This window comes from Streptomyces sp. AK010, assembly GCF_014207295.1.
In the GTDB taxonomy this organism is placed as follows: domain Bacteria; phylum Actinomycetota; class Actinomycetes; order Streptomycetales; family Streptomycetaceae; genus Streptomyces; species Streptomyces massasporeus.
The window spans coordinates 21739-47294 of sequence record NZ_JACHCX010000014.1; the positions used below are offsets into that span (position 1 = coordinate 21739).

Below are 25556 nucleotides of genomic sequence, written 5' to 3' on the forward strand. Positions count from 1 at the left end.
ATCCGCGCGGAGCAGTCCGGCATGCCGCTTCCGCCGTGTCTCCGTACGAACCGCGAACCGCTGCGGCCCGGTACCGCGACCCCGCCCCAGCCCGGCACCACATGCCTGCCCGACTGCAGTTCCGACTCTGCCCGTACCCGTCACGGGGCGTGCCCCATGGAGAGATCCGGGAGCCGTTCTGCCGCCAGCAGCAGGCTCTGCTGCCCGGACGCCTGCGCCGCTGGTTCCCGAGGCTGCTGCGCCGGAAGACACCGCCCTGGGTGAGCATGCGCGTCCGCGAACTGGACCGCTTCTGGCATGCCATGGCCACACGCACGCGCGACTAGGGCACGGGGTAGGTGTGCCCCTGGGAGGATACGACGACGGGCCGCCGGGATCCCCCGACGGCCCGCCCCCGCTGTGCAGGACTCAGTGCGCGGATCCCGCGGTCGCAGGCGGAAGCTCCACCTGGACCCCCGGGTCGCCCGCGTCCGCCGTGTAGTCCTCCGGCTTGGTCTCGTCGACGCCGTCGGGGGCCTTCAGGGCCTTCAGGACGAAGGTCAGGACCACCGTCACCACCACGTTCAGGACGAACGCCGTGAGGCCGATGTAGCCGATCTCGCCGATGCCCGGAATCTCCTTCGCGGAGCCGCCGAAGTGCTTCTGCGTCGGCGAGGCGACGCCGTACGCGGCGACCGTGCCGTAGATCATGCCGACCGCCCAGCCGGCGAGCAGCGCCCAGCGGTGGAACCAGCGGGTGAACAGGCCGCCGACCAGGGCCGGGAAGGTCTGCAGGATCCAGATGCCGCCCAGCAGCTGGAAGTTGATGGCGACCGTCTTGTCCATGGTGAGGACGAAGGCCAGCGCGCCGACCTTCACCAGCAGGGAGACCAGCTTGGAGACCTTGGTCTCCTGCGCCGCAGTGGCGTCCGGCTTGATGAAGTCCTTGTAGATGTTGCGGGTGAAGAGATTCGCGGCCGCGATGGACATGATGGCCGCGGGCACCAGCGCGCCGATGCCGATCGCCGCGAACGCCACGCCCGCGAACCAGTCCGGGAACATCGTCTCGAACAGCTGCGGAATCGCCAGCTGCCCGTTCTGCACCTTGATGCCGGCCGCGATCGCCATGAACCCGAGCAGCGCCAGCAGACCCAGCATCAGCGAGTACAGCGGCAGGATCGTGGTGTTGCGGCGGATCACCTCACGGCTCTTCGAGGACAGCGTCGCCGTGATCGAGTGCGGGTACATGAACAGCGCCAGGGCGGAGCCCAACGCCAGCGTGGCGTACGTCCACTGGCCCGGCTCGGCCGGTGTCAGCGCACCGCGCGGCGCGCCCGTCGCCGGGTTGGTCTGGCTGTACGCCTCACCGGCCTTGGCGAAGATCTCGTCGAAGCCGCCCAGCTTGATCGGGATGTAGATGATCGCCACCGCGATGACGATGTAGATCAGCGTGTCCTTCACGAACGCGATGAGCGCGGGGGCCCGCAGACCCGAGGAGTACGTGTACGCCGCCAGCACGCCGAACGCGATCAGCAGGGGCAGGTCCTTGATGAACCAGTGGGTGTTCTCGCCGCCGCCGACGCCCATCACGTCCAGCACGGCCTGGATGCCGACCAACTGGAGCGCGATGTACGGCATCGTCGCCAGGATGCCGGTCACGGCCACCGCCAGCGACAGGCCCTTCGAGCCGAAGCGGCCGCGCACGAAGTCGGACGTCGTGACGTAGCCGTGCTTGTGCGACACCGACCACAGGCGGGGCAGGAAGGTGAAGATCAGCGGGTAAACCAGGATCGTGTACGGCACGGCGAAGAAGCCGGCCGCGCCCGCCGCGTAGATCGCCGCCGGCACGGCGACGAAGGTGTACGCCGTGTACAGGTCGCCGCCGAGCAGGAACCAGGTGATCCAGGTGCCGAACGACCGGCCGCCCAGGCCCCATTCGTCCAGGCTGTGCTCGTTCTCGGCCTTGCGCCAGCGCGCGGCCAGGAAGCCCATGACCGTCACGGCCAGGAAGAAGAAGATGAAGACGCCGAGCGCGACGCCGTTCACGCCGTCCTTCACTGCGACGCACCGCCCTTCGCGGCCGAGCGGGCGCGCTGGTCACGCTGCCACAGCTTGTAGGCGATCATCGTCAGGACGGTGGAGATGAGCACCCACGCCATCTGGTACCAGTAGAAGAACGGGATCCCGATGAAGGCCGGGTCGGTCTTGGCGTACGAGCCGACCCACAGCATGGCCACGAACGGCGCTATGAGGCAGACGGCGATGACGACGCGCAGGGGCGTCACCACCGGCCCTCCACTGGCTTCTGGGGCTTGCGACATCAGGCGGCTCCGTCCCCTTGGTGATCACCTGTGTAATGCGCAGGCAATCTAGGTCAGGGCGTGCCGATAGCGGAACCCCTCGTCCGCAATGCGGTACCCAACCGAAACCAGGCCTCAGCAGTGGCGGAAGCGCTCTGGGTGCCCCTAGTCGGCGGGCCGCTTCAGTCTCGCCACGAACTTGTACCGGTCGCCCCGGTAGACCGACCGCACCCACTCCACCGGCTGGCCGCTCCGGTCCAGCGAGTGCCGGGAGAGCATCAGCATCGGCAGCCCCACGTCCGTGCCGAGCAGGCCGGCCTCGCGCGGGGTGGCCAGGGACGTCTCGATGGTCTCCTCGGCCTCAGCGAGGTGGACGTCGTAGACCTCGGCCAGCGCCGTGTAGAGGGACGTGTACTTCACCAGCGAGCGCCGCAGCGCCGGGAAGCGCTTCGCGCTGAGGTGCGTGGTCTCGATCGCCATCGGCTCGCCGTTGGCCATGCGCAGGCGCTCGATGCGCAGCACGCGTCCGCCGGGCGTGATGTCGAGCAGCCCGGCCAGGCGGTCGTCGGCGGTGATGTAGCCGATGTCCAGCAGCTGTGAGGTGGGTTCGAGGCCCTGGGCGCGCATGTCCTCGGTGTACGAGGTCAGTTGCAGTGCCTGCGAGACCTTCGGCTTGGCGACGAACGTGCCCTTGCCCTGGATGCGCTCCAGCCGGCCCTCGACGACCAGCTCCTGCAGCGCCTGGCGCACGGTGGTGCGCGAGGTGTCGAACTCCGCCGCCAGGGTGCGCTCGGGCGGGACCGGCGTGCCGGGCGCCTGGGTCTCCGTCATGTCGAGCAGGTGTTTCTTCAGGCGGTAGTACTTGGGCACGCGCGCGGTACGGACGGGCACCCCGTTCTCGTTCTCCGCACTGCTGACGTCGGTGCTCATGCTCCGCCTTCCCGGCTGGGTCTGCCGACACAATCCCACTTGTATACCGTCGGCGCCTCTTTTGGTCTAGTCCACCAATCGCTGTGGTCTACCCGCAGTATGCCGTGCCCGCCGGGATTTTCGCTGGCTTCTTACTTAAAGGTTCCTGCATATGTAGGTCGCATAACGGCTGGTCAGGGCTGTAACGCGACCCTTGACAGGCCTTCTGGTCTGGTCCAAGCTCCCCGTACTGGTCTACACCATTGGTCCAGGCCCGGCCCCACGTTCACTGCGGGGAGCCAGGGGGGTTGTGGGATCCCTGAGGAGGGTGGCGTGAAGCGCAAGCTGACAGCCGCGATCGGTATCGCGGGAATGATGGTCTCCATCGCGGCGTGCGGCGGCGAGGGCGGCGGGGGTTCCGACAAGGGCGCGGACGCCAAGGAGCTGACCGTCTGGCTCACCGTCGACGCGCAGAACAACTGGCCGGAGCTGGTGAAGGCCGCCGACGCCGCGGTGAAGAAGAAGCACCCCGGCGTCAAGATCAACCACGAGTACTACGGCTGGCCCGACAAGAACGCCAAGCTCGACGCCGTCCTCGCCACGGACAAGACTCCCGACGTGGTCGAGATGGGCAACACCGAGATGCTCGGCTACATGGTCAAGGGCGCCTTCGCCCCCCTCGACCAGGCCAGGTTCGACAACTCCGACGCCTGGCTGGACGGCCTCAAGGCCTCCGTCACCTACGAGGGCAAGACCTACGGGGTCCCGTACTACGCCGGCGGCCGCGTCGCCAACTGGCGCAAGGACGTGGCGGCTTCCGTCGGGGTGAAGTCGACGCCCAAGACGTACAAGGAGCTCACCGCCGCCCTGGACAAGATCCAGAAGAAGCAGGGCGACAAGTACAACGCCTGGTACCAGCCCACCCGGGACTGGTACGCGGCCATGTCCTTCGTCTACGACGCCGGCGGCGCCATCGCCACCGAGTCCGGCGGCCAGTGGAAGGCCTCCCTCTCCTCGCCCGAGTCCCTCAAGGGCCTCACCGAGTTCAAGAACGTCGTCGACTCGTACATGCACGGCGACAAGACCAAGGACGAGTCCGACCGTTACATCGTCTACGGCCAGGGCAAGTCCGCCATGATCTTCGCGGCGGCCTGGGAGGGCGCGACCGCCGAGGACCCCAAGAACGACAAGACCGGCACGCTCAAGGGCAACCTCGAGAACTTCGTGATGCCCGGCCCGTCCGGCAAGAACATGCCCGTCTTCCTGGGCGGCTCGGACCTCGCCGTGCCGGTGAAGTCCGACGCGCAGGCTCTGGCCGCCGAGTGGATCAACGCCCTCACCGGCTCTTCGGGGCAGAAGGGCCTGATGGCCAAGGGCAACCTGCCCAACAACAAGACCGACCTCGCGACGCTCAAGAACGACCCGAAGACGGCGGTCCCCGCCACCGCGGCCGAGTCCAACTGGTTCGTCCCGATGGCCCCCGGCTGGGGCCAGGTCGAGAAGGCGCAGATCCTGCAGACCATGCTGCAGAGCATCGGCACCGGCAAGAAGTCCGTCGAGGCCGCCGCCAAGGACGCGGACGCCGCGATCGACAAGGTCATCAACACCAAGTGACCTGCGCGCGGGGCTCCCTGGCTTGCGGAGCCCCGCCGCCGTCAAGACCTGAGGGACCGCCGAGGAGCGCGCGATGAGTGCCGCAGACACCACCACCCCCGCCAAGGTGCCGCCACCACGGCAGGCACCACCGCCGCCCCCGAAGGACCGGCGGACCCGCGGGCAGCGCACGTCGGGCGGGGCCTCCGCGCCGTGGCTGCTGCTCGCGCCCTGCCTGCTGATCCTCGCCCTGGTCATGGGCTATCCGCTGGCCCGCCTGGTCACCCTGTCCTTCCAGAAGTTCGGCCAGTCCCAGCTGTGGGGCTTCCAGCCGGCCGAGACGGTCGGGTTCGACAACTTCGCCAAGGTGCTGGGCGACGGCGAGTTCTGGGCCGTCGTCCTGCGCACGATGGTCTTCGCCGCCGGCGCCGTCGTCTTCACGATGGTGATCGGCATGGCCCTCGCCCTGCTGCTCCAGCGGGTCTCCGGCTGGCTGAAGATGCTCATCAACATCGTGCTGGTGGCCAGCTGGGGCATGCCGGTGATCGTCGCCACCACGGTCTTCAAGTGGCTCTTCGACTCCGACTACGGTGTCTTCAACGCGCTGCTCAGCAAGCTGCCCGGCGTCGAGATGATCGGCCACAACTGGTTCGCGAGCGGCCCCGAGGGGCTGGCCGTGATCATGCTGCTGGTGATCTGGGGAGCCGTGCCCTTCGTGGTCATCACCCTCAGCGCCGGTCTCACCCAGATCCCCAGGGAGCTGGAGGAGGCCGCCCGCCTGGACGGCGCCGGCTCCTGGGGCGTCTTCCGCTATGTCACCCTGCCCGTCCTCAAGCCGATCATCGTGATGCTCACGACCCTGTCGGTCATCTGGGACATGGGCGTCTTCCCCCAGGTGTTCGTCATGCGCAACGGCCACCCCGAGCCTGAGTTCCAGGTCCTCAACACCTACTCCTACGACCGGGCGTTCGTGGTCAACGACTACGCCCAGGGCTCGGCCATCGCGCTGATCACCGTCCTGCTGCTGCTCGGCGTGGTCGCCGTCTACATGCGGCAGATGCTGAAGATCGGAGAGGTCGAATGAGCACGCTCGTCGGAGCCGGCCGCCGCAAGTCGCGGCTCGGCTGGAACCTCCTCGGCCTCCTCGTCTTCGTCGTCGCCGGCTTCCCGCTCTACTGGATGCTCAACACGGCGTTCAAGCCCGCCAAGGACGCCATCGACTCGGATCCGAGCCTGCTGCCGACCGGCCTCACCTTCGACAACTTCGGCCGGGCGCTGGACATCGCCGACTTCTGGGGTCCGGTGGGCCGCAGCCTGGTGGTGTCGCTGGCCGTGGTCGTCATCGGCATGATCGTCGGGCTGCTGGCGGCGCTCGCCATCTCCCGGTTCGCCTTCCGCGGCCGCAAAATCGTGATCGTGGGCATCCTCGCGGTCCAGATGGTCCCGCTGGTCGCCATGATCATCCCGGTGTTCCTGCTGCTCAACGACCTGGGCCAGTACGACCGGCTGACCGGCCTCATCATCACGTATCTGACGTTCATCCTCCCGTTCACCGTGTGGACGCTGCGGGGCTTCATCGTCAACATCCCGAAGGAACTGGAGGAGGCGGCCATGGTCGACGGCTGCTCCCGCACGGGCGCCTTCCTCCGGGTCGTCTTCCCCCTCCTGGCCCCCGGCATGGTCGCCACCTCGGTCTACGGCTTCATCCAGGCCTGGAACGAGTACCTCTACGCCCTGATGCTGCTCAGCCAGAAGAACCAGACCGCGACCGTCTGGCTCGGCAACTTCACCACCAAACACGGCACCGAATACGCCCCGATGATGGCCGGCGCCACGATGATGGCCGTGCCGATCGTCGCCCTCTTCCTCCTCGTCCAGCGCAAGATGGCCGCGGGCCTGACCGCGGGCGCAGTGAAGGGATGACCTCACCCGATGACGACACTCGCCAGCGGCACCGACACGCTCACCCGCGACGCCCTGACGGTCCTCCAGCCCGGCTTCACCGGCACCACCGCTCCCGACTGGCTGCTGCGCCGGCTCGGTGAGGGCCTCGCCTCCGTCGGACTGTTCGGCCGCAACATCGCCTCCCCCGGCCAACTGGCCGCGCTGACCGCCCAGCTGCGCGCCGAGCGCGACGACGTCCTCGTCGCGATCGACGAGGAGGGCGGCGACGTGACCCGCCTGGAGGTGCGCAGCGGCTCCTCCTTCCCGGGCAACCACGCGCTCGGCGCGGTCGACGACGTGGAGCTGACCCACCAGGTCGCCCACGAACTGGGCCGACGCCTCGCCTCCTGCGGCGTCAACCTCAACTGGGCCCCGTCGGCCGACGTGAACTCCGACCCGCGCAACCCGGTCATCGGTGTCCGCTCCTTCGGCGCCGACACCGAACTGGCCGCCCGGCACACCGCCGCCTATGTGACCGGCCTGCAGTCCGCCGGTGTCGCCGCCTGCACCAAGCACTTCCCGGGCCACGGCGACACCGCCGTCGACTCCCACCACGCCCTGCCGCGCATCGACGTCTCCGCCGACGTGCTGGCCGAACGCGAACTGGCCCCCTTCCGCGCCGCCATCGCCGCCGGCACCCGGGCCGTCATGAGCGCCCACATCCTGGTCCCCGCCCTGGACCCGGACCGCCCGGCCACCCTCTCCCGCCGCATCCTCACCGGCCTGCTCCGCGACGAGCTCGGCTACGACGGCCTCATCGTCACCGACGGCATGGAGATGCGGGCCATCGCCGGCACCTACGGCATCGAACGCGGCAGCGTCCTCGCCATCGCCGCGGGCGCCGACGCGATCTGCGTGGGCGGCGGCCTCGCCGACGACGCGACCGTCCTGCGCCTGCGGGACGCCCTGGTCGGAGCCGTGCGGGCGGGCGAACTCCCCGAGGAACGCCTCGCGGAGGCCGCCGACCGTGTCCGGGCACTGGCCCGCTGGGCAGGCGCGGCGGGCAGCCCGGCCGAGAGCACCCACGGCACCGGGATCGGCCTGCACGCCGCCCGCCGCGCCCTCACCGTGACCGCCGCGCCGGGCCTCGGCAGCCCTGACACCTTCGAGCCCCTCACCGAACCGCCCTACGTCGCCGCCCTCACCCCCGTCGCCAACATCGCCGTGGGCGACGAGACCCCGTGGGGCGTCGCCGCCGAGCTCATCCACCTCCTGCCGGGCACAGTGACGGGCAGCTTCTCCGCCGGGGACGGCCCGGAGAACGAGGCCGGGGAGAGCGCGGGCCGGGCCGCCCTCCAGGCGGCCGGCCCCCGCCGCATCGTCGCCGTCGTCCGCGACGAACACCGCCACCCCTGGATGGCCGCGGCCCTCGACGCCCTGCTGGCGGCCCGTCCCGACACGATCGTCGTCGAGATGGGCGTCCCTCAGGCCTCCCCCCGCGGCGCCCTGCACATCGCCACCCACGGCGCGGCCCGCGTCTGCGGCCGGGCCGCGGCCGAGGTGATCACCGGGGCTCCGGGGCTGTGACAACTGGGGGGGAGCCGGGGCCTGGGAGGGCCCTCACGCGGACTGTCCCGACGGGCGCGACGCCTTCCCCGGCTGGCTGCACACCTACAATCACCACCGCGGACACACCGCGCTGAAAGGGCAACCACCCGCCAGCCGCGTCCCCAACCTCACGGGTCAGACCAGCTAGGGCTCATGGCGGCCAGGGCTCTGGGCGGCCGGGGCTCTGGGGGGGGGCTGGGCCCTCGGCGGACGGTCTCTCGTCCGGATCAGGCGGGGGGAAAGCGGGCCGCTGTCGGGTGCCGGTCGGCGAGCGTCGCCCCGGCACCCATCACGCCCGGGGCGCGGGAGCTCGCGGTGGGTCCGGCGGCCTGTGAGAGGCCTCAGATCCCCTGCCACTCCGGCTTGTTGAGGTACGTGTGCCGGAAGTAGTCCGCCAGCTTCAGCTTCGACGCGGCGGCCTCGTCGACGACGACGGTCGCGTGCGGGTGGAGCTGGAGCGCGGACGCGGGGCACACCGCGGCGATCGGCCCTTCCACCGTTGCCGCGACGGCGTCCGCCTTGCCCTCACCGGTGGCGAGCAGCACCAGATGCCGGGCCTCCAGGATGGTGCCGATGCCCTGCGTGATCACGTGGTGAGGCACCTGGTCGATGTCGCCGTCGAAGAAGCGCGCGTTGTCGATCCGGGTCTGCTCGGTCAGTGTCTTGATGCGCGTCCGCGAAGCCAGCGAGGAGCACGGCTCGTTGAAGCCTATGTGCCCGTCCGTCCCGATCCCGAGGAGCTGAAGGTCCACACCCCCGGCGTCCGACAGTGCCTTGTCGTAGGCCTCGCACGCCCCCTGAACGTCATCCGCCGTGCCGTCCGGGCCCGTGAACTGGTCCATCCCCATCCCGAGCGGCTCCAGCACCTCACGGCGCAGCACCGAGCGGTAGGACTCCGGATGATCGGCCGGCAGCCCCACGTACTCGTCGAGCTGCGCGATCCGAGCCCGCCCGACGTCCGCGGCACCGGAGCGCACCTTCGCCGCCAGCGCCTCGTACACGGGAAGCGGCGTCGAGCCGGTGGCCACACCGAGCAGGGCGTCCGGCTTGCGCCGCAGCAGCTTGGCCATGGCCTCGGCAATGAGCTCGCCGCCCGCCTTGGCGTCCGGAACGATGACAACTTCCACGCTGGGCCTGCCGATCTGAGAGGAGTGCTCAACTGGGACTGGACCCGGGAGGGGTCGTGTGGTGGTTTAGACCAATCTAACAGAGCGGCTCTGTCCCTCCCAGGGTGAACACCGCTGCTTCCACGCGGGCAGCGCTGCCGTGCCGATCGGGCCACCACACGGAGGATACGGAGGCAGGGCGACGGCCTCCCGGGCGGGCGCAGCGCGGTCCGGGGGAGTGGAATGGGATCTGCAGCCGCCCCACCCCGGAAGGATCCCGCCATGACAGCCGCCGCCACCCCGGACCCCCTCGGCGAACTCCCGGGCCGGGCCATGGCCCGTGGCGCGGCGCCGACCTCGTCGTCATCGGCCCCGGGCGCCAGGTCGAGCAGGCGTCGGCCGGCTTCGTCATGCCCACCGGCGACGTGGCCGAGGAGGTCCAGCCCGTGCTGGAGATCATCCCCCTCCAGCTCCTGGCTTACGAGGTCACCATCGCCCGGGGGCAGGACCCGGACGCGCCGCGGGCGCTGGCGAAGGTGACGGAGACCCGCTGAAGGCGGGGAGTCCGTGAACGTCATCGCGGTCGGCGGGAGAGACCTGGCCGGCCACGTGCACGGCGGTCAGGTCACCGCGGCCGGTGAAGTCAACGCATTCCTCCCACTCCATCCGCTCTCACCCCACCGCCCGGCCGACCGCCCCGGTTAGGTAAGCGATCCCCCCGTCACATCCACCCAGCTGCCCGTCACCCAGCGTCCCCCGTCCGACACCAGGAACGCCACCACGTCGGCGACCTCGGCGGGCTCGCCCACCCCGCCCAGCGCCGATATCGCCGAGGCCTTCGCCCAGCCGTCGGGGGTGCCGCGCAGCAGCTCCGCCGTGTTGTCCGTGTCGATGATCCCCGGGGCCACCGAGTTGACCGTGATGCCCCGGGGCCCCAGCACCTTGGACAGGTCCCGGGAGAAGACGTCCAGAGCGCCCTTCGTCATCGCGTAGGCCACGTTGTCCGGCATCGCCGCCGTGCGGGCCAGCCCCGACGAGATGTTGACGACCCGGCCGCCGTCCCGCAGGCGCGTCATGCCCTGCTTGAGGATGAAGAACGGCGCCTTCACATTCACCGCGAAGACCTCGTCGAACTCCCGCTCCTCCAGCTGCCCGATCGGCCGGGTGTTGCCGATCGCCGCGTTGTTCACCAGAATGTCCAGCCCCTCCGCGTGCCGGTCGAACTCCGCCCACAGCGCCTCGGCGTCACCCGGCACTCCCAGCTCCACACCCACCGCGAACGCCGAGCCCCCGGCCCTCTCGATCGCCGCGACCGTCTCCTTCGCAGCCGTCTCGTTCCTGCCGTAGTGCACCGCGACCCGCGCGCCGTCGCGTCCCAGCCGCTCGGCGATTCCGCGCCCGATGCCCCTGCTCGCCCCCGTGACGAGTGCGGTCCTGCCCGTGAGCACGCCCATGGTGGCGCCCCCTTCTCATTTCTCTAGCGGTCGCTACACAAATGACCGTACAGCAGCCCGCAGACATTTCTCTAGTGCCCGCTATAAAATGCACCCCATGGTGAACGACGACGGAACCGCCACGGCCTCGGAGGGGCCCGAAGCCGCGAGCGCGAGAGCCGCCGGGGACGGCAAGGCCAGGACCAGGCCCCGCGGCCGCCCCCGCTCCTTCGACCGCGAGACCGCGCTGGAGAAGGCCCTCCTCGCCTTCTGGGAGCACGGCTACGAGGCCACGTCCGTCTCCGATCTCACCCGCGTCATGGACATCGGCGCCCCCAGCCTCTACGCCGCCTTCGGCGACAAGCGGTCCCTCTTCGAGGAGGTCGTCCGCGTGTACGGCACGAGATACGGATCCTTCACGGACCGCGCCCTCGCCGAGGAGCCGACCGCACGGGCCGCCGTGGAGCGCACCCTGCGCGAGGCCGCCACCGCGTACACCGAACCCGGCCACCCGCACGGCTGCCTCGTCGTCCACGCGGCGGCGAACTGCTCCAATCTCGAGGTGGAGCAGTCCCTGCGGGACCGCCGCAACGCCAACATCGCGGCATTCGAGAGCCGCATCAGGGCCGACGTCGCCGCCGGCGTGCTGCCGCCGGCCACCGATGCCGCCGCCCTGGCCCGCCACACCGGAGCGATGATCCAGGGCATGTCACAACAGGCACGCGACGGGGCGAGCCGGGAGGAACTGGAGGCGGTCGCGGAAATTGCCCTCTCGATCTGGCCCCGCACAGGAACCCGCACGGGATAGGCTGTCTGCTGGACGCCGGTGCGTCCGACGTGTCGCGGAAACGACAACAACGAACAGCCTCCCACGCATGGACACCCGCAAGTGGTCTAGTCCACAATGCGTGACGAGAGCGCGTGTGCAACGCGCACCAGCCTCCGTCTTCCCCGCACAGGAGGACGGACCGAGGAACCGAGGCTCTCTGCCCTGACTGCCCCGGCTCCTCATCCTTCGGCCGACCGGGACCGCACACCCCACGGCCGATGCTGCTCCGGGCTGCGGTGCCGGGAGGGTTGAGGGTCCCTCTCAGGCGCCGCGGCCCGCGGGTGTTTCAGGGCCGTACGAACCCCCGGGTACGCTCGCAGACGTGCCCTCCATGAACGAACTCGTACGCCAGCACACCGCACTCGACGACACCGACCTCGAGTGGCTGCACCTGCTGGTCTCGGAGTGGCAGCTGCTCTCCGACCTCTCCTTCGCCGACCTGGTCCTGTGGGTCCCCACCAGCGACGGCACCCGGTACGTATCGGTCGCCCAGATGCGGCCCAACACCGGCCCGACCTCGTACCAGGACGACATGGTGGGCCACCTCGTGCCGCGCGGCCGGCGGCCCATGCTGGACGCCGCCCTCGACGAGGGACGCATCGTCCGCGAGGGAGACCCCGAGTGGCGCGAGGAGGTTCCCGTCCGGGTCGAGTCGATCCCCGTACGGCGAGAAGGGCGTGTCCTCGGCGTCATCGCCCGCAACACCAACCTCCTCACCGTGCGGACCCCGAGCCGCCTGGAACTCACCTATCTGCAGAGCGCCTCCGACCTGGCGCAGATGATCGCCGCCGGGTCCTTCCCGTTCGCGAACCAGCAGCTCGACATGGACGCCTCGCCCCGGGTGGGCGACGGTCTGATCAGGCTCGACGCCGACGCCATCGTCCAGTACGCCTCCCCGAACGCCCTGTCCGCCTACCACCGGCTCGGCCTCGCCTCCGACCTCGTCGGCCAGCACCTGGGCAAGACCACCGCCGAACTCGCCCCGACCCGGGGACCGGTGGACGAGGCGCTCGCCAAGGTCGCCAGCGGCTGGGCGCCGCGCGAGTTCGAGATCGAGGCCAGTGACGGGGTCATCCAGTTCCGTGCGATCCCGCTCAAGCCGAAGGGCACCCGCATCGGTTCCCTCGTACTGCTGCGCGACGTCACCGAACTGCGCCGGCGCGAGCGCGAGTTGATCACCAAGGACGCGACGATCCGGGAGATCCACCACCGCGTCAAGAACAACCTCCAGACGGTGGCGGCGCTGCTCCGCCTCCAGGCCCGGCGCATCGAGTCCGACCGCGGGCGCGAGGCCCTCGAAGAGGCGGTGCGGCGCGTCGGATCGATTGCGATCGTGCACGAGACGCTCTCTCAGAACCTGGACGAGCGGGTGGAGTTCGACGACATCGCCGACCGTGTGCTGGCCATGGTCGCGGAGATCTCCCCGGGCAAGGTCGCGGGCCGACGCACCGGCCGCTTCGGCATTCTCGACGCCGAGGTGGCCACCCCGCTGTCGATGGTGCTGACCGAGGTGCTGCAGAACGCACTGGAGCACGGTTTCCGTGAGGGCGACACCGGCACGGTCGAGGTCTCGGCGGTCCGAGGGGGCACCGCCAAGGAGGCCCGGCTGCTGGTCACGGTCCAGGACGACGGGGTCGGTCTGCCCGAAGGGTTCGATCCGCACACCGCCGGCAATCTCGGCCTGCAGATCGTGCGGACCTTGGTGGAGGGCGAGTTGGGCGGCACCTTCGACATGGTTCCGGCCCCGGAGCGCGGCACCCGCGTGATCCTCGACATCCCGGTGCCGTCGCCGAAGTAACGGGATCGCGCAAGCAACGGAATCCGGAGTCTTTGCAAAGGGGCCCAGTGAAGCAATGAGCCCCGGGCCACCAAGTGGCCCGGGGCTAAAGCTCGTTGCTGCTTAACTAAGCGCATCGGGGGAACTGCGCGCTGCGGCTCGGGGGCGGGAGATGCGTACTCGCTGTACGCGCCGCCAAGCTCAGGCTGTCAGCAGGGGTGGGTTGTCAGGCAGAGGCCTGACGGGCCCGGTTGCGGGCGGCGCGGCGCTTCATGGCGCGACGCTCGTCCTCGCTGAGACCACCCCAGACGCCGGAGTCCTGGCCGGACTCGAGCGCCCACTGCAGGCACTGCTCCATAACCGGGCAGCGACGGCAGACGGCCTTGGCTTCCTCGATCTGCAGCAGCGCAGGACCGGTGTTGCCGATGGGGAAGAAGAGCTCGGGGTCTTCCTCGCGGCAAACGGCGTTGTGACGCCAGTCCATGGCTGCTACCTCTCCTTGGTATTACGTGCAGGGTTGCTTGTGAATGTGAACGCTTTCACGAATCCCTCAACACGTGAAGGGCCGACTGCCAGGTTCCCCGGCAAAGGTCCTGTGAGTTGAAGAGGGGTTCTGGTGATCAGTGGAGGCCGGTGTTGCGGGCCGTCTCGATCGCCATGTAGAGACTCGCAAACCTCAGCGGCGGATACAACCCCTTCTGGAAAGTTTTTTTTGATTCTTCGGTGTCGACTAGGTCACAGCCGTACTTCCATGGGGTGGATCCTGGCCTAAACGTTCGAGTGAAAGGACTTTAGCCAGTTCTGCTCACACAATCACACGCAGTGCACGGCGTACGCCTGTGAACGTCACGCTTGTTCGCAGCCCCAGGTGGTCACCGTCCATCTGGAGGGGGAGCGGGACCTTCGAATGCAAGGTGAACTCTGTCAAGTCGTGCAGAGAAGTGGCGTGCTTGCCATGGGGTCCACGCTCAGGGGACGAAGTGAGCAACTGGGTGCCATACCGGGCAACCGCCGCGGTCGACAGGCGGTTGAGACCGAAGAGATCGAGCCCGGTATCGAACGAGGCTTTAGGTGCCGCGTAGATCGGGCGATTGCCCAGAAACGTCCATGGCGAGGTGTTCGAGACTATGGACAGCACCAGATCGGTGATCGGGTCATGGCCGGCCCGCTCCAGCGTGATCGTGCCGTTGCGGCGGTTCGGCTCGCCCAGGAGCTGACGCATCACCTGGCGCACGTAGAGAGCGTGTGTGGATTTCCTGCCGCGCTCGCGATGCTGCTCCACGCGGCCCACCACACCGGCGTCGAAGCCGAGCCCCGCGTTGAAGGTGAACCAGCGGGACGGCACCGCCTCGTCCTCCGTGCCCGCCGTGCCCGAGGTCAGGCCCAGGCCGACGGTTCGCTCGCTGCCGTCGCGCAGGGCGTCCAGCAGGGCGCCGGTGGCTTCCACGGCGTCGTTGGGCAGGCCCAGGGCGCGGGCGAAGACGTTGGTGGAGCCGCCCGGGACCACGGCGAGTCCGGGCAGACGCTCCGGGGCGGGGCCGGCGTGCAGGAGGCCGTTGACCACTTCGTTGACCGTGCCGTCGCCGCCGAGGGCCACCACCAGGTCGATGTCGTCACTGTCGGCCGCGTGCCGGCCCAGGTCGCGCGCGTGGCCGCGGTACTCCGTGGTGACCGCCTCCAGCTTCATCTCGCTGGCGAGCGCATGGATCAGCACGTCGCGCGTGCGCGCACTTGTGGTGGTTGCCGCCGGATTGACCACGAGGAGTGCACGCATGACTGGCAGCGTACCTACTGGGTGGTACCGGGCCCATACCGAGGTAGGGATCAGGTAAGAGGACCGGGGTGAACCGGGCCACGGGGGGCGTGTACGGCGGGGGCTACTCTTCAGGGGTGAGCAGTGAGCAGACCCCCACCACCGAGGAAACCACCGGCACCCGCCCCCGGCGTCTGACGTACGCGGCGCTGCTGGCCGCGCTGGAGGGGATCGCGCTGGTCGTCGGCGGCGTCTGGATCCTGGTCCTCGGCCTCACCGGGCATCCGGACGACCGGCAGCAGGCCGTGACCGGAGGCATCACGCTGGTCGTGCTCGCACTGCTTCCGCTGCTCGCCGCCCGCGGGCTGCTCGGCTGCCGCAGCTGGAGCCGCGGCCCGGCCGTCATCACCCAGCTCATGGCGCTGCCGGTGGCCTACAACCTGCTGCAGGCCGACAGCATGGCCATTCCGGCCGGGATCGCCCTCGCGGTCGTGGCCGTCGCGTCGCTCGTGTTGCTGGTGAACCCCGAGACGACCCGGGCCCTCGGGATCCGCGGGCCCGGCAACCCCGGCAACCTGGAGAAGTAGCCGTCACTCCTCGACGAGGAGCTTCTCCCGCAGCTGCGCGAGCGTGCGCGCCAGCAGTCTGGAGACGTGCATCTGGGAGATGCCTACCTCCTGCGCGATCTGCGACTGGGTCATGTTGCCGAAGAACCGCAGCAGCAGGATCCGCTTCTCGCGCGGCGGGAGGTCCTCCAGCAGCGGCTTGAGCGACTCCCGGTACTCCACGCCCTCCAGCGCCTCGTCCTCCGCGCCGAGGGTGTCGGCGACCGCCGGGGACTCGTCGTCGGTGTCGGGGACGTCCAGGGACAGCGTGGAGTACGCGTTGGCGGACTCCAGGCCCTCCAGGACCTCCTCCTCGGAGATCGCCAGCTTCTCGGCGAGCTCGTGGACCGTGGGGGAGCGGCCGTGCAGCTGCGAGAGCTCGGCCGTGGCCGTGGTCAGCGCCAGGCGCAGCTCCTGCAGCCGGCGCGGGACGCGCACCGCCCAGCCCTTGTCGCGGAAGTGCCGCTTGATCTCGCCCACGACCGTGGGAGTCGCGTACGTGGAGAACTCCACGCCGCGGTCCGGGTCGAATCGGTCGACCGACTTGATCAGACCGATCGTGGCGACCTGGGTGAGGTCGTCCAGCGGCTCGCCGCGGTTGCGGAAGCGGCGCGCGAGATGCTCCACGAGTGGCAGATGCATCCGGACCAGCTGGTTGCGCAGCTCCGCGTACTCGGGGCTGCCGCTGTCCAGCGTGCGCAGTTTGAGGAACATCTCGCGCGCACCGCTGCGGTCCGGAGAGCCGTGATGCCCACCTTGCGTGTGGTGTGCGCGCGGCGCCTGATCCTCGGAGTTCCGCTCGTGCTCGCTCATCGTCCCGCCCGTCGCCCTTCCCCGAGCGCTCGCCTCCTCCGCCACCCTCGACTTCGCGCGGGTGGGGGGACCCCCCTGGGCCGGGGATGCGGCGATCCCCCCGCCCGGAGGCGCGCTCCACACGGCACCGTCCCGGTCCAGCCGCCCGCCGCCCGGGAGGACGGCCTCCACGGAGTCGTCCTCGGGATGCGGTCGGGCCTGCTCGGGGATGCCGTCGATGCCGTCCGCCATGCGCCGGGCATCGCCCGGGCCGCTCGTGCCCGTGCCCTCGGCCGGCAGCTCTCGTGTGCCGCGCTCTTCGTCCCGCACCGGCCCGTCCTCGCTCCTCACGCCGGCCCGGGTCCCGCGCCGCGCTGTTTGTAGAGGCTGATCGAAACGGTTTTGTCCTTGTCCACGGCAGAGGAGACCTTGCCCGCGAGGGCGGACAGGACCGTCCAGGCGAAGGTGTCCCGTGAAGGGGCATGGCCGTCCGTGGTCGGCGCCGAGACGGTGACCTCGAGTGAGTCGTCGACGAGGCGGAAGACACAGCTGAGCACCGAGCCGGGCACGGCCTGCTGAAGCAGGATCGCGCAGGCCTCGTCCACCGCGATGCGCAGGTCCTCGATCTCGTCGAGGGTGAAGTCCAAACGGGCCGCGAGACCGGCCGTGGCCGTACGCAGCACCGACAGGTAGGCACCCGCGGCCGGCAGCCGGACTTCCACGAAGTCCTGGGTCGCGGGCTCGCCTGCGATCTGGGACACCCTCACCTCCATGGTGGTACAAGCGTTTCAGGGCCGAGGGTCGCCCCTCGGGATAACGCGATACGTGGTTCAGCGGTGACGCTATCGCGCTCTCGACGGTCCTGTCCCCGGGACCCCAACCCCATGTCGTCACTCACAGTAAACCTGTGGATACGCTCCGTGTCTAGGGGTTGGGCGGGCCCAAATGGGAAGAGCGCGCGCCGGATTGACGTACCCAGACGTCAGACGGTCGAACCGTCCGCCGCCGGGGTCCTGTCGCGTCACACCAGGACATGGTCGACAAAGCACCAACGCCAGGTCTCCCCGACTTCGTGGGTCCGCATCACGGGATGGCCGGACTCCTTATGATGCTCCGCCGCGTGCCGTCCGGGCGAGGAGTCGCAGCAGCCGACGTGACCGCAGGTCAGACACAGCCGTAGTTGCACCGGATCCATGCCCTCTGCCAGGCACTCCGGACACGTCTCGCTGATCGGGCCGGGTTCGGGGTGCGGCAGCGCGTCGGCGTGCGTGCACTGTTTCATGATTGCCAGGTTACGACGGTCGGCCGGAAGACCGCGGCGAAAAATGAGGGCGGGCGATAACGATGGGTGTGATGCCACTGCTGCTGCTCGTGGCGGGCAGCGCCGCGATCGCCGCGGCCGCGCGGCGTACCCCGGTGCCGGCGCCGCTGCTGCTGGTGGCCGTGGCGCTGGCGGTCAGCTACGCCCCGGGGGTGCCCGAGTACACGCTCGACCCGCACGTCGTCCTGCCGCTCATCCTGCCCCCGCTGCTGCACACGGCGGCCACCGACAGTTCCTACCTCGGCCTGCGGGCGCAGCTGCGGCCGGTCGCGATGCTGTCGGTCGGGTACGTGCTGTTCGCGACCTTCGCCGTCGGCTGGGCCCTGTACGTGATCGTGCCGGGCATGCCGCTGACCGCGGCGCTGGTCTTCGGGGCGGTGGTGGCGCCCCCGGACGCGGTCGCGGCGACGGCGGTGGCCCGCCGGGTCGGGCTGCCGTCGCGGATCACCACGATCCTCCAGGGCGAGTCCCTGCTGAACGACGCGACCGCGATCACCGCCTACCGGGTGGCCCTGGCCGCAGCCGTCGGCGAGGGCGCGACCTGGGCCGGGGGCATCGGCGAGTTCCTGCTCGCGGCGGTCGGCGGCGTCGTGGTCGGCCTGCTGCTGATGGCCCCGATCCACTGGCTGCGCACGCACCTGAAGGAGGCGCTGCTGCAGAACACGCTCTCCCTGCTGATCCCGTTCGTCGCATACGCGGTCGCCGAGCAGGTGCACGCCTCCGGTGTCCTCGCGGTCGTGGTCGTCGCGCTCTACCTGGGGCACCGCGCGTGGGAGGTCGACTTCGCGACGCGCCTGCAGGAGGAGGCGGTCTGGAAGATGGTCGCCTTCGTCCTGGAGTCGGCGGTGTTCGCGCTGATCGGACTGCAGCTGCCGGTGGTCCTCAGGGGCCTCGGGGAGTACGAGGGTGTCGACGCCGCCTGGTACGCGATCGCCGTCTTCCTTGTCGTCGTCGCGACCCGGTTCGTCTGGGTGTACCCGGCCACCTTCCTGCCGCGGCTGCTGTCGGCCCGGGTGCGGGAACGGGAGCAGAACCCGACCTGGAAGGGGCCGTTCGTGATCGCGTGGGCCGGGATGCGGGGCGTGGTCTCCCTGGCCATCGCCTTCTCGATCCCGCTCACCATGCACGACGGCGAGGTGCCCTTCCCGCAGCGCAACCTCATCCTCTTCCTGACCTTCACGACGGTCATCGGGACCCTGGTCGTGCAGGGCCTGACCCTGCCCCCGCTGATCCGGCTGCTGAAGTTCCCCGGGCGGGACGCGCAGACCGAGACGCTCGCCGAGGCCAACGCCCAGGCGCAGGCCTCCCGGGCCGCCGAGCGGCGCCTGGACGAGCTCCTCGCCGACGAGCGCAACGCCCTGCCCGCCCCGCTCGCCGACCGGCTGCGCATCGTCCTGGAGCGCAGGCGCAACGCCGTCTGGGAGCGGCTGGGGCAGGCCAACCCGGTCACCGAGGAGTCCGTCGACGACACCTACCGGCGGCTGTCGCGGGAGATGATCAGCGCCGAGCGTGAGGTGTTCGTCAAGCTCCGGGACGGCCGATACATCGACGACGAGATGCTGCGGACCCTGCTGCGCAGGCTGGACCTGGAGGAGGCGGCGGCCTTCCGGGAGGCCGCCTGAGCGACGGGCGCGGCCCGGGACATGCGACCTCTCAGGGGAAGGGGCGCCCGGTGATCACCGCTGCCACCGCCGTCCCGCGCGGGAAGGCGCCTTCTCCGGCCAGGGTGACGAGTCCGTACAGCAGCTTGGCCACATACAGGCGTTCGACGGGCAGGCCGTGCCGGTGCTCGAAGTCCGCCGCGAAGGCGTCGAGCCCGGCGGGCACGCGTGCGTAGCCGCCGCAGTGGAAGCGCTCGTCCAGGCTCCAGGTGCCGCGCCTGCCACCGAGAGCCGCACACTGCAGGGCTTCCGTCTCGGCGGCCAGGAAGCCGCCCTTGAGCACCGGGACGCCCAGGGCCCGCTCGCCGGGAGCGAGACCGGCCGCCAGCCCCGCGAGCGTGCCACCGGTGCCGCAGGCCACGGCGACGACCTCGGCCAGGCCGCGCAGCTCGGCGCCGAGCGCCCGGCAGCCGCGGACAGCCTCGATGTTGCTGCCGCCCTCGGGAACGACGTACGCCTCCTCCGCGTCCGCCGCGCGCAGGATGCCGGCCAGCGTCCGCGGCTCGGACTTGCCTCGGTAAGTCGCCCTGTCGACGAAGTGCAGTCGCATGCCGTCGGCCGTGCAGCGGGCCAGCGAGGGGTTGAGGGGCCGGCCGGCCAGCTCGTCGCCGCGGACGACACCGACGGTGGGGATGCCGAGCAGCCGGCCCGCCGCGGCCGTGGCCCGCAGGTGGTTGGACCAGGCACCGCCGAAGGTGACCACGGTACGGCCGGCCGCCGCGGTCAGATTCGGAGCCAGCTTGCGCCACTTGTTGCCGATCAGCTCCGGGTGGATGAGATCGTCCCGCTTCAGCAGCAGCCGCACGCCCCGTCGCTCGAAGCGGCTGTCCACGACCTCCTGCACCGGCGACGGCAGCCGGGGGCGCAGCGCGGCGATTCCGGGAGTCTCGGGGCTGGTCACCGGCACATTGTCACCCGGGAGTGGGGAAGCGTGGGGTTCGGGGCTGACGCCGCGCTCCACGCGCGGGCCCCCGGTCCGAGGGCCGGACACGGGCGTCTTTTGAACGCCGTGGCGCGGCCCCCTGCCCAGCTTCGCAAAGATCCATTCCCGCTCTTTCGGGTAATAGCATCAGCGCCTTGAGTGGGGAAGGCTTGCCCGTGCACATCGATGCCCGAGGCATATGGGCGTCGGTCACAACCGGGAGGGCAGTTCTCTATGTCGGTAGGCGAAGAGGTCCGCACGGAGCAGACCAAGCCGCAGCAGAGTCTCGGCACGGCGGCCGCGCGGAACCTGGCCACCACGACCAAGTCCGTGCCACAGATGCAGGAGATCAGCTCCCGCTGGCTGCTGCGGATGCTGCCGTGGGTCGACATCCAGGGTGGTACGTACCGGGTGAACCGGCGGCTGACGTTCGCCGTGGGCGACGGCCGTCTGACGTTCGTGAAGACCGGCGACCGGGTCGAGATCATCCCCGCGGAGCTCGGCGAGCTGCCGGCGCTGCGGTCCTACGAGGACGAGGAAGTGCTCCTCGAGATCTCCCGCCGCTGTGAGCAGCGCGAGGTCCCGGCGGGCGACGTGATCGCCTCGTTCGGCAGCCCGTCCGACGAGGTGTACCTCCTCGCGCACGGCAGGGTGGAGAAGGTCGGCACGGGCCCGTACGGGGAGGACGAGTCCCTCGGAGTCCTCGCCGACGGCGCCTACTTCGGCGAGGACGCCCTGCTGAACGAGGACGCGATCTGGGAGTACACGGCCCGCGCCCTCACCGCGTGCACCGTGCTGGTGCTGCCCCGCCAGGAGTTCGCGCAGATCGCGGAGCGCTCGGGCACGCTGCGCGAGCACCTCCAGCAGCGCCGCTCGATCCCCTCCCAGCGCTCCAACAAGTACGGCGAGAAGGAGATCGACCTCTCCGCCGGCCACTCCGGCGAGCCGGACATCCCGCACACCTTCGTCGACTACGAGGCCCGGCCCCGCGAGTACGAACTGAGCGTCGCCCAGACCGTGCTGCGCATCCACTCGCGCGTGGCCGACCTGTACAACCAGCCCATGAACCAGACCGAGCAGCAGATCAGGCTGACGGTCGAGGCGCTGAAGGAGCGCCAGGAGCACGAGCTCGTCAACAACCGCGACTTCGGGCTCCTGCACAACTGCGAGTACGACCAGCGGATCCAGCCGCATGACGGCGTGCCCGGCCCGGACGACTTGGACGAGCTGCTCAGCAGGCGCCGCGGCACCAAGATGCTCCTCGCCCACCCGCGCGCCATCGCCGCGTTCGGCCGCGAGCTCAACAAGCGCGGACTGGTCCCCGAGACCATCGACATGGCCGGCAACCGCATCCCGACCTGGCGCGGTGTGCCGATCTTCCCCTGCAACAAGATCCCGGTCTCGGACGCCCGGACGACGTCGATCATCGCCCTGCGTACCGGCGAGGCCGACCAGGGCGTCATCGGTCTGCGCGCCTCGGGCATCCCGGACGAGATCGAGCCGAGCCTGTCGGTGCGCTTCATGGGCATCAACGAACAGGCCATCATCAAATACCTGGTCACGGCCTACTACTCCGCCGCGGTGCTGGTACCGGACGCGCTCGGGGTCCTGGAGAACGTCGAGATCGGCCGCTGGCGGTGACACTTCCGGTACGCCGGCCGTGTCCCCGCCCGTCAGGGCGGGTACATCCTCGGGGTACGCGCCCAGCGGCAGCGGAAGCGCCACCACCCGCTCATTCTCCGAGGCGGTCCCATGGGTGAGTCCCTCACGGAGTCCAGGACGGAGACGACGCTGCCCGCACCCTGCGGGCAGCGCGGCACCGAGCCCGGGCAGAAGTCCGGGGCACCGGAAAGGCGGGGGCCCATCGGGACGCAGCGGGACGGCGGGGCCGCACCGGCCGAAGGGCACGAGGCGGTCATGCTGCTGGAGCGGGCCCGGGCGGAGGTCGATCCGGTGCTGCGGTCCGCGCTCGGCTCGCTGCCCGGCCCGATGCGCAGGATCGCGCTCTACCACTTCGGCTGGGAGCAGTCCGACGGCAGTCCGGCGGAGGGCGGCTCCGGCAAGGCGATCCGGCCCGCGCTGGTCCTGACCGCGGCGGCCGCCCTCGGCGGACCCGAGGCGCGGGCAGGGGCGGCCCGGGCCGCCGCCGCGGTGGAACTGGTCCACAACTTCACGCTGCTGCACGACGACGTGATGGACCGGGACGCCACCCGCCGCCATCGCCCCACCGCGTGGACCGTGTTCGGCGACACCGACGCCATCCTCGCCGGGGACACCCTCCAGGCACTGGCCCTGCGGCTGCTCGCCCAGGACCCGCACCCGGTGTCCCCGGCCGCCGCCGCCCGGCTCGCGGACTGCGTCATCGAACTGTGCGCGGGGCAGCACGAGGACACGACCCTGGAGCGTTGCGCTCCCGCGGAGGTCACGCTCGACAGGGTGCTCGCCATGGCGGAGGCCAAGACGGGCGCCCTGCTCGGAAGCGCCTGCGCGATCGGCGGGCTGTACGCGGGCGCCTCGGACGAGGAAGTGGCGGCGCTGGACGCGTTCGGCCGGGAAGCCGGGCTCGCCTTCCAGCTCATCGACGACGTCATCGGCATATGGGGTGACCCGAGCCGCACCGGAAAGCCCGTCGGTGCCGACCTGGCCGCTCGGAAGAAGTCGCTGCCGGTGGTGGCGGCCTTTGCCTCCGGCACACCGGCGGCGGCCGAACTCGCCGGACTGTACGCACGACCCAGCGAGGAGGGAGACCTGGACCATATCGCCCTGACCGTGGAGCGCGCGGGCGGCCGCGACTGGGCGCAGAGCCAGGCGGCCGACCGGATGGCCCGGGCGATGCAGCAGCTGGCCCGAGCGGTGCCGGACCCGGAGGCGGCGGGCGGTCTGCTGGCGCTCGCCGAGTTCGTGACACGGCGGACCAGTTGACGGCAGGCGACGCCGGTCGGCCGGCAGCAGTCGACGACCGGCCAGGGCAGGCCGCTGATAGGCGGCATCTGTGACGACCTTCGGGTGACCGAAGGGCAAGACCCCGGAGCGCCGGGGCCGTGCGGCTCCTGACCCCGCACGGCCACCGGCCTCCGGTCGGCGGGTCCCGCACTGCCCCACGGTGTGCGGGGCCCGCCCCCTTCCTCTGCCGGCTCCCTGCGGATCCGTCGGGTTTGGGCAAACGTTCGACTGAATCCCGCCAAGATCCTGCTCGCGTCCCTCCGCGAGGGCCGACGCCCCTACGATCAACGCCCGTCGGGTCGAGCGAAGGGGCGGGGCATGAGTGTGGCCATCCGGACGGCGGGCGAAGGGGACAGGGAGCTGATCGTCCGGCTCCTGGACGACGCGTTCCAGGACGACCCCGTGAGCGGCTGGGTCTTCCCGGGCACGACGGACCGCCGCGCCAAGCACCCCGCGCTCATGGCCGCCTTCACCGATATCGTGCTCGCGGCGGGCCGCATCGATGTCACGGAGGACGGCTCGGCCTGCGCGCTGTGGCTTCCCGTGCCCGCCGACGAGGGCCATGGCGAAGGCGACGCCGGGGACGACGAAGGTCCGGCTCAGGTTCGCAAGGCCGTCGACCCGGACAACGAGCGCATCGAGGCGATCGGCCGGCTGACGGCCGCCGTCCACCCCGCCGGGCGTGCCCACGAGTACCTGTGGATGATCGGTGTGGCACCCGGCCGTCAGGGCGAGGGGCTGGGTACCGCCCTCATCGAGGCCGTCCTCGACCGCTGCGACCGCGAAGGCCTGCCCGCCTACCTGGAGGCCAGCAACGCCCGCAGTCGCGCGCTGTACGAGCGCCTCGGCTTCGAACCCGCGGGACCGACTCTCGACCTGCCGGACGGCCCGGCGATGTGGCCCATGTGGCGCGAACCCAGGCCGCACCTGCCCGCCTAGGAGTGCCCTGAAGATCTTGGAATTGCGCCCTGCTTGCACCGGTTCGTGGCGATTGACATTTACCGGCAATCCGGGGCGGTCCCGGCGGCCGGAGCAAGATCTTCAACGGTCTTATGGGCGCAATGCCGGTGTGCACCGCCACCGGACGGCACACCCGGGCGAACAGCAACTTCAACGGCTCAACGCCCAGACGCAGACGCGCCCGCCCGATCGCCGCAGTCGTCGGCACGCGCCACGAGCGCCCCGCGTCACCCAGACCCGCCCCCAGCAGCTGCGACACCTCCTCATACGGCTGCCCGAAGAACAGACACATCGCCAGCACGAAGTACACGACCACCCGGGCCGGCGACAGACGACTGCGCTGCCCGGCCCGCCCGGTGTCCGCGACCACCTCATCGACCAGGTCCGGCGGAAACGCCCGCGTCAGCACCCCGATCGCAATCCGGTCCGACAACCGCTCACCTGTACGCGACCTGACCTGGTCACACTCACCACACCGCAGCCGATGAGAGGCAGGACGGCTGAGTCACCGGCATTGGCTCCAGGCCCCGCCCGTCTCGCCCGCCCGGCCCTCCTCCGGCAGCACCGTCGCGACGATCCGCTCCACCAGCCCGTCCGGCACGCTCACCCCGGGCAGGGCGCCGTCCAGCACGCCCGGCAGCGTCAGATGCTCCAGGAGCAGCCCGAGCATGGCCAGGTACAGCACGGCGACGGACTCGTCCCCGCCGGGCAGCCCGGCCGTGCGGTGGAATTCCATGGCCTCCTCCAGGTCCCCGCGCACCGACTCGGTGTACGAGGCGAGCAGTTCGGGGCGCCGGGTGGCCTCGAGGCGTAGCTCCATGAGGGCGAGGTAGCCCGTGCGGTCGCGGGTCGCTCGGGACATGAGGTCGTGCATGAAGGCCGTGACCAGCGAACGGTCCCTCGGCCGGGTCATGAGCTCGGCGACCACGCCGGGGTCGGGCGCGAGCCGTACGTGCAGCCGGGTGTCGATCTGGCGGAGCAGGTCGGCGCGTCCGGTGAAGTAGTTGGAGGCGGTGCCCACGGGCACGCCGGCCTCGGCATCCACCGCGCGGAACGTCAGCCCGCGCGCCCCCTCGCGCGCGAGCACCTCGACACCGGCGTCGACGAGCGCGGCCCGGCGCCCTGGGTTGCTGACCATGCGGAATCCCTTCTCCCACTTTCGGTGGTGCGCCTTAAGTCCT

The 25556-nt window shown here is 70.4% G+C and carries 24 protein-coding genes and 3 pseudogenes; 14 read left to right on the top strand and 13 right to left on the bottom strand.

Annotated elements, in window-relative coordinates; all coding sequences use genetic code 11:
- Positions 1–149: 149 nt before the first annotated feature.
- Positions 150–326, top strand: a complete 177-nt coding sequence (locus HDC93_RS38720) for a hypothetical protein (RefSeq protein WP_260419751.1) — start codon at positions 150–152, stop codon at positions 324–326.
- Between the two features lie 82 nt (positions 327–408).
- On the opposite strand, the gene mctP is transcribed toward HDC93_RS38720, so the two are convergent.
- The 3 genes from mctP to HDC93_RS24945 all read right to left on the bottom strand — a co-directional run bounded on the left by mctP (position 409) and on the right by HDC93_RS24945 (position 3209).
- Complete coding sequence (mctP, locus tag HDC93_RS24935; RefSeq protein WP_185013077.1) at positions 409–2037, bottom strand: monocarboxylate uptake permease MctP; 1629 nt, start codon at positions 2035–2037, stop codon at positions 409–411.
- Positions 2034–2300, bottom strand: coding sequence for a DUF3311 domain-containing protein (locus HDC93_RS24940; protein ID WP_185013078.1), 267 nt, complete (start codon positions 2298–2300; stop codon positions 2034–2036). Before HDC93_RS24940 ends, mctP begins: the two co-directional genes overlap by 4 nt.
- Before the next feature lie 144 nt (positions 2301–2444).
- Positions 2445–3209, bottom strand: coding sequence for a GntR family transcriptional regulator (locus HDC93_RS24945; RefSeq protein ID WP_031109149.1), 765 nt, complete (start codon positions 3207–3209; stop codon positions 2445–2447).
- 312 nt (positions 3210–3521) lie between these two features.
- Between HDC93_RS24945 and HDC93_RS24950 the strand changes: the two genes are divergently transcribed.
- The 5 genes and pseudogenes from HDC93_RS24950 to HDC93_RS24970 all read left to right on the top strand — a co-directional run.
- Positions 3522–4802 carry an extracellular solute-binding protein gene (locus HDC93_RS24950; RefSeq protein ID WP_185013079.1) on the top strand — a complete coding sequence of 427 codons (1281 nt, stop codon included), beginning with the start codon at positions 3522–3524 and terminating at the stop codon, positions 4800–4802.
- 73 nt (positions 4803–4875) lie between these two features.
- Positions 4876–5865 (top strand): carbohydrate ABC transporter permease, encoded by a 990-nt coding sequence (locus HDC93_RS24955; protein WP_185013080.1) that lies wholly within the window; start codon positions 4876–4878, stop codon positions 5863–5865.
- A complete protein-coding gene (locus HDC93_RS24960) occupies positions 5862–6704 on the top strand; it encodes a carbohydrate ABC transporter permease (RefSeq protein ID WP_185013081.1) in 843 nt (280 codons plus the stop codon). The genes HDC93_RS24955 and HDC93_RS24960 overlap by 4 nt, the downstream gene beginning before the upstream one ends.
- Positions 6705–6713: 9 nt before the next feature.
- Positions 6714–8252: a glycoside hydrolase family 3 protein gene (locus HDC93_RS24965; protein WP_185013082.1), complete on the top strand. Its 1539-nt coding sequence runs from the start codon at positions 6714–6716 to the stop codon at positions 8250–8252.
- A gap of 64 nt (positions 8253–8316) precedes the next feature.
- Positions 8317–8421: pseudogene (locus HDC93_RS24970) on the top strand (IS481 family transposase); the annotation flags it as partial.
- A gap of 193 nt (positions 8422–8614) precedes the next feature.
- On the opposite strand, the gene nagB reads toward HDC93_RS24970, so the two are convergent.
- Positions 8615–9400, bottom strand: coding sequence for a glucosamine-6-phosphate deaminase (nagB, locus tag HDC93_RS24975; protein WP_185013083.1), 786 nt, complete (start codon positions 9398–9400; stop codon positions 8615–8617).
- Positions 9401–9723: 323 nt separating this feature from the next.
- Between nagB and HDC93_RS24980 the strand changes: the two are divergent.
- Positions 9724–9933, top strand: a pseudogene (locus tag HDC93_RS24980) (glucosamine-6-phosphate deaminase); the annotation flags it as partial.
- Positions 9934–10080: 147 nt separating this feature from the next.
- On the opposite strand, the gene HDC93_RS24985 reads toward HDC93_RS24980, so the two are convergent.
- Positions 10081–10833 carry an SDR family oxidoreductase gene (locus HDC93_RS24985; protein WP_185013084.1) on the bottom strand — a complete coding sequence of 251 codons (753 nt, stop codon included), beginning with the start codon at positions 10831–10833 and terminating at the stop codon, positions 10081–10083.
- Positions 10834–10930: 97 nt separating this feature from the next.
- On the opposite strand from HDC93_RS24985, the gene HDC93_RS24990 reads away from it, so the two are divergent.
- Positions 10931–11620: a TetR/AcrR family transcriptional regulator gene (locus HDC93_RS24990; protein ID WP_221517130.1), complete on the top strand. Its 690-nt coding sequence runs from the start codon at positions 10931–10933 to the stop codon at positions 11618–11620.
- 352 nt (positions 11621–11972) lie between these two features.
- Positions 11973–13439, top strand: a complete 1467-nt coding sequence (locus tag HDC93_RS24995; protein WP_185013232.1) for a sensor histidine kinase — start codon at positions 11973–11975, stop codon at positions 13437–13439.
- 205 nt (positions 13440–13644) lie between these two features.
- On the opposite strand, the gene HDC93_RS25000 is transcribed toward HDC93_RS24995, so the two are convergent.
- Both HDC93_RS25000 and HDC93_RS25005 read right to left on the bottom strand, forming a co-directional pair.
- Positions 13645–13902, bottom strand: coding sequence for a WhiB family transcriptional regulator (locus tag HDC93_RS25000; RefSeq protein ID WP_016639615.1), 258 nt, complete (start codon positions 13900–13902; stop codon positions 13645–13647).
- A 321-nt stretch (positions 13903–14223) separates the two neighbouring features.
- Complete coding sequence (locus HDC93_RS25005; protein ID WP_185013085.1) at positions 14224–15192, bottom strand: diacylglycerol kinase family protein; 969 nt, start codon at positions 15190–15192, stop codon at positions 14224–14226.
- A 116-nt stretch (positions 15193–15308) separates the two neighbouring features.
- On the opposite strand from HDC93_RS25005, the gene HDC93_RS25010 reads away from it, so the two are divergent.
- The gene (locus HDC93_RS25010) at positions 15309–15758 is read left to right on the top strand and encodes a hypothetical protein (RefSeq protein WP_185013086.1); all 450 of its coding nucleotides are present in this window, start codon (positions 15309–15311) and stop codon (positions 15756–15758) included.
- Positions 15759–15761: 3 nt separating this feature from the next.
- Here HDC93_RS25010 and HDC93_RS25015 read toward each other — a convergent pair whose 3' ends face one another.
- From HDC93_RS25015 to HDC93_RS25025, 3 genes are all read right to left on the bottom strand, one after another.
- On the bottom strand, positions 15762–16898 hold the full coding sequence (locus HDC93_RS25015; protein WP_185013087.1) for an RNA polymerase sigma factor SigF: 1137 nt from the start codon (positions 16896–16898) through the stop codon (positions 15762–15764).
- Positions 16899–16915: 17 nt separating this feature from the next.
- Positions 16916–17329 (bottom strand): hypothetical protein, encoded by a 414-nt coding sequence (locus HDC93_RS25020; protein ID WP_003992877.1) that lies wholly within the window; start codon positions 17327–17329, stop codon positions 16916–16918.
- A gap of 260 nt (positions 17330–17589) precedes the next feature.
- The gene (locus HDC93_RS25025; RefSeq protein ID WP_185013088.1) at positions 17590–17850 is read right to left on the bottom strand and encodes a UBP-type zinc finger domain-containing protein; all 261 of its coding nucleotides are present in this window, start codon (positions 17848–17850) and stop codon (positions 17590–17592) included.
- Between the two features lie 62 nt (positions 17851–17912).
- Between HDC93_RS25025 and HDC93_RS25030 the strand changes: the two genes are divergently transcribed.
- On the top strand, positions 17913–19511 hold the full coding sequence (locus HDC93_RS25030) for a Na+/H+ antiporter (RefSeq protein WP_185013089.1): 1599 nt from the start codon (positions 17913–17915) through the stop codon (positions 19509–19511).
- Positions 19512–19542: 31 nt separating this feature from the next.
- Here the strand turns inward: HDC93_RS25030 and HDC93_RS25035 are convergent, their stop codons facing one another.
- A complete protein-coding gene (locus HDC93_RS25035; protein ID WP_185013090.1) occupies positions 19543–20451 on the bottom strand; it encodes a 1-aminocyclopropane-1-carboxylate deaminase/D-cysteine desulfhydrase in 909 nt (302 codons plus the stop codon).
- Positions 20452–20706: 255 nt separating this feature from the next.
- Here HDC93_RS25035 and HDC93_RS25040 point away from each other — a divergent pair, with 255 nt between their 5' ends.
- The 3 genes from HDC93_RS25040 to HDC93_RS25050 all read left to right on the top strand — a co-directional run bounded on the left by HDC93_RS25040 (position 20707) and on the right by HDC93_RS25050 (position 24354).
- Positions 20707–22113 carry a family 2B encapsulin nanocompartment shell protein gene (locus tag HDC93_RS25040; protein WP_185013091.1) on the top strand — a complete coding sequence of 469 codons (1407 nt, stop codon included), beginning with the start codon at positions 20707–20709 and terminating at the stop codon, positions 22111–22113.
- A 111-nt stretch (positions 22114–22224) separates the two neighbouring features.
- Positions 22225–23394 carry a family 2 encapsulin nanocompartment cargo protein polyprenyl transferase gene (locus HDC93_RS25045; protein WP_185013092.1) on the top strand — a complete coding sequence of 390 codons (1170 nt, stop codon included), beginning with the start codon at positions 22225–22227 and terminating at the stop codon, positions 23392–23394.
- 339 nt (positions 23395–23733) lie between these two features.
- On the top strand, positions 23734–24354 hold the full coding sequence (locus HDC93_RS25050; protein ID WP_185013093.1) for an N-acetyltransferase: 621 nt from the start codon (positions 23734–23736) through the stop codon (positions 24352–24354).
- Between the two features lie 136 nt (positions 24355–24490).
- Here the strand turns inward: HDC93_RS25050 and HDC93_RS25055 are convergent.
- Positions 24491–24856, bottom strand: a pseudogene (locus HDC93_RS25055) (transposase domain-containing protein); the annotation flags it as partial.
- 24 nt (positions 24857–24880) lie between these two features.
- Positions 24881–25513 carry a TetR/AcrR family transcriptional regulator gene (locus HDC93_RS25060; RefSeq protein WP_185013094.1) on the bottom strand — a complete coding sequence of 211 codons (633 nt, stop codon included), beginning with the start codon at positions 25511–25513 and terminating at the stop codon, positions 24881–24883.
- Positions 25514–25556 lie beyond the last annotated feature (43 nt).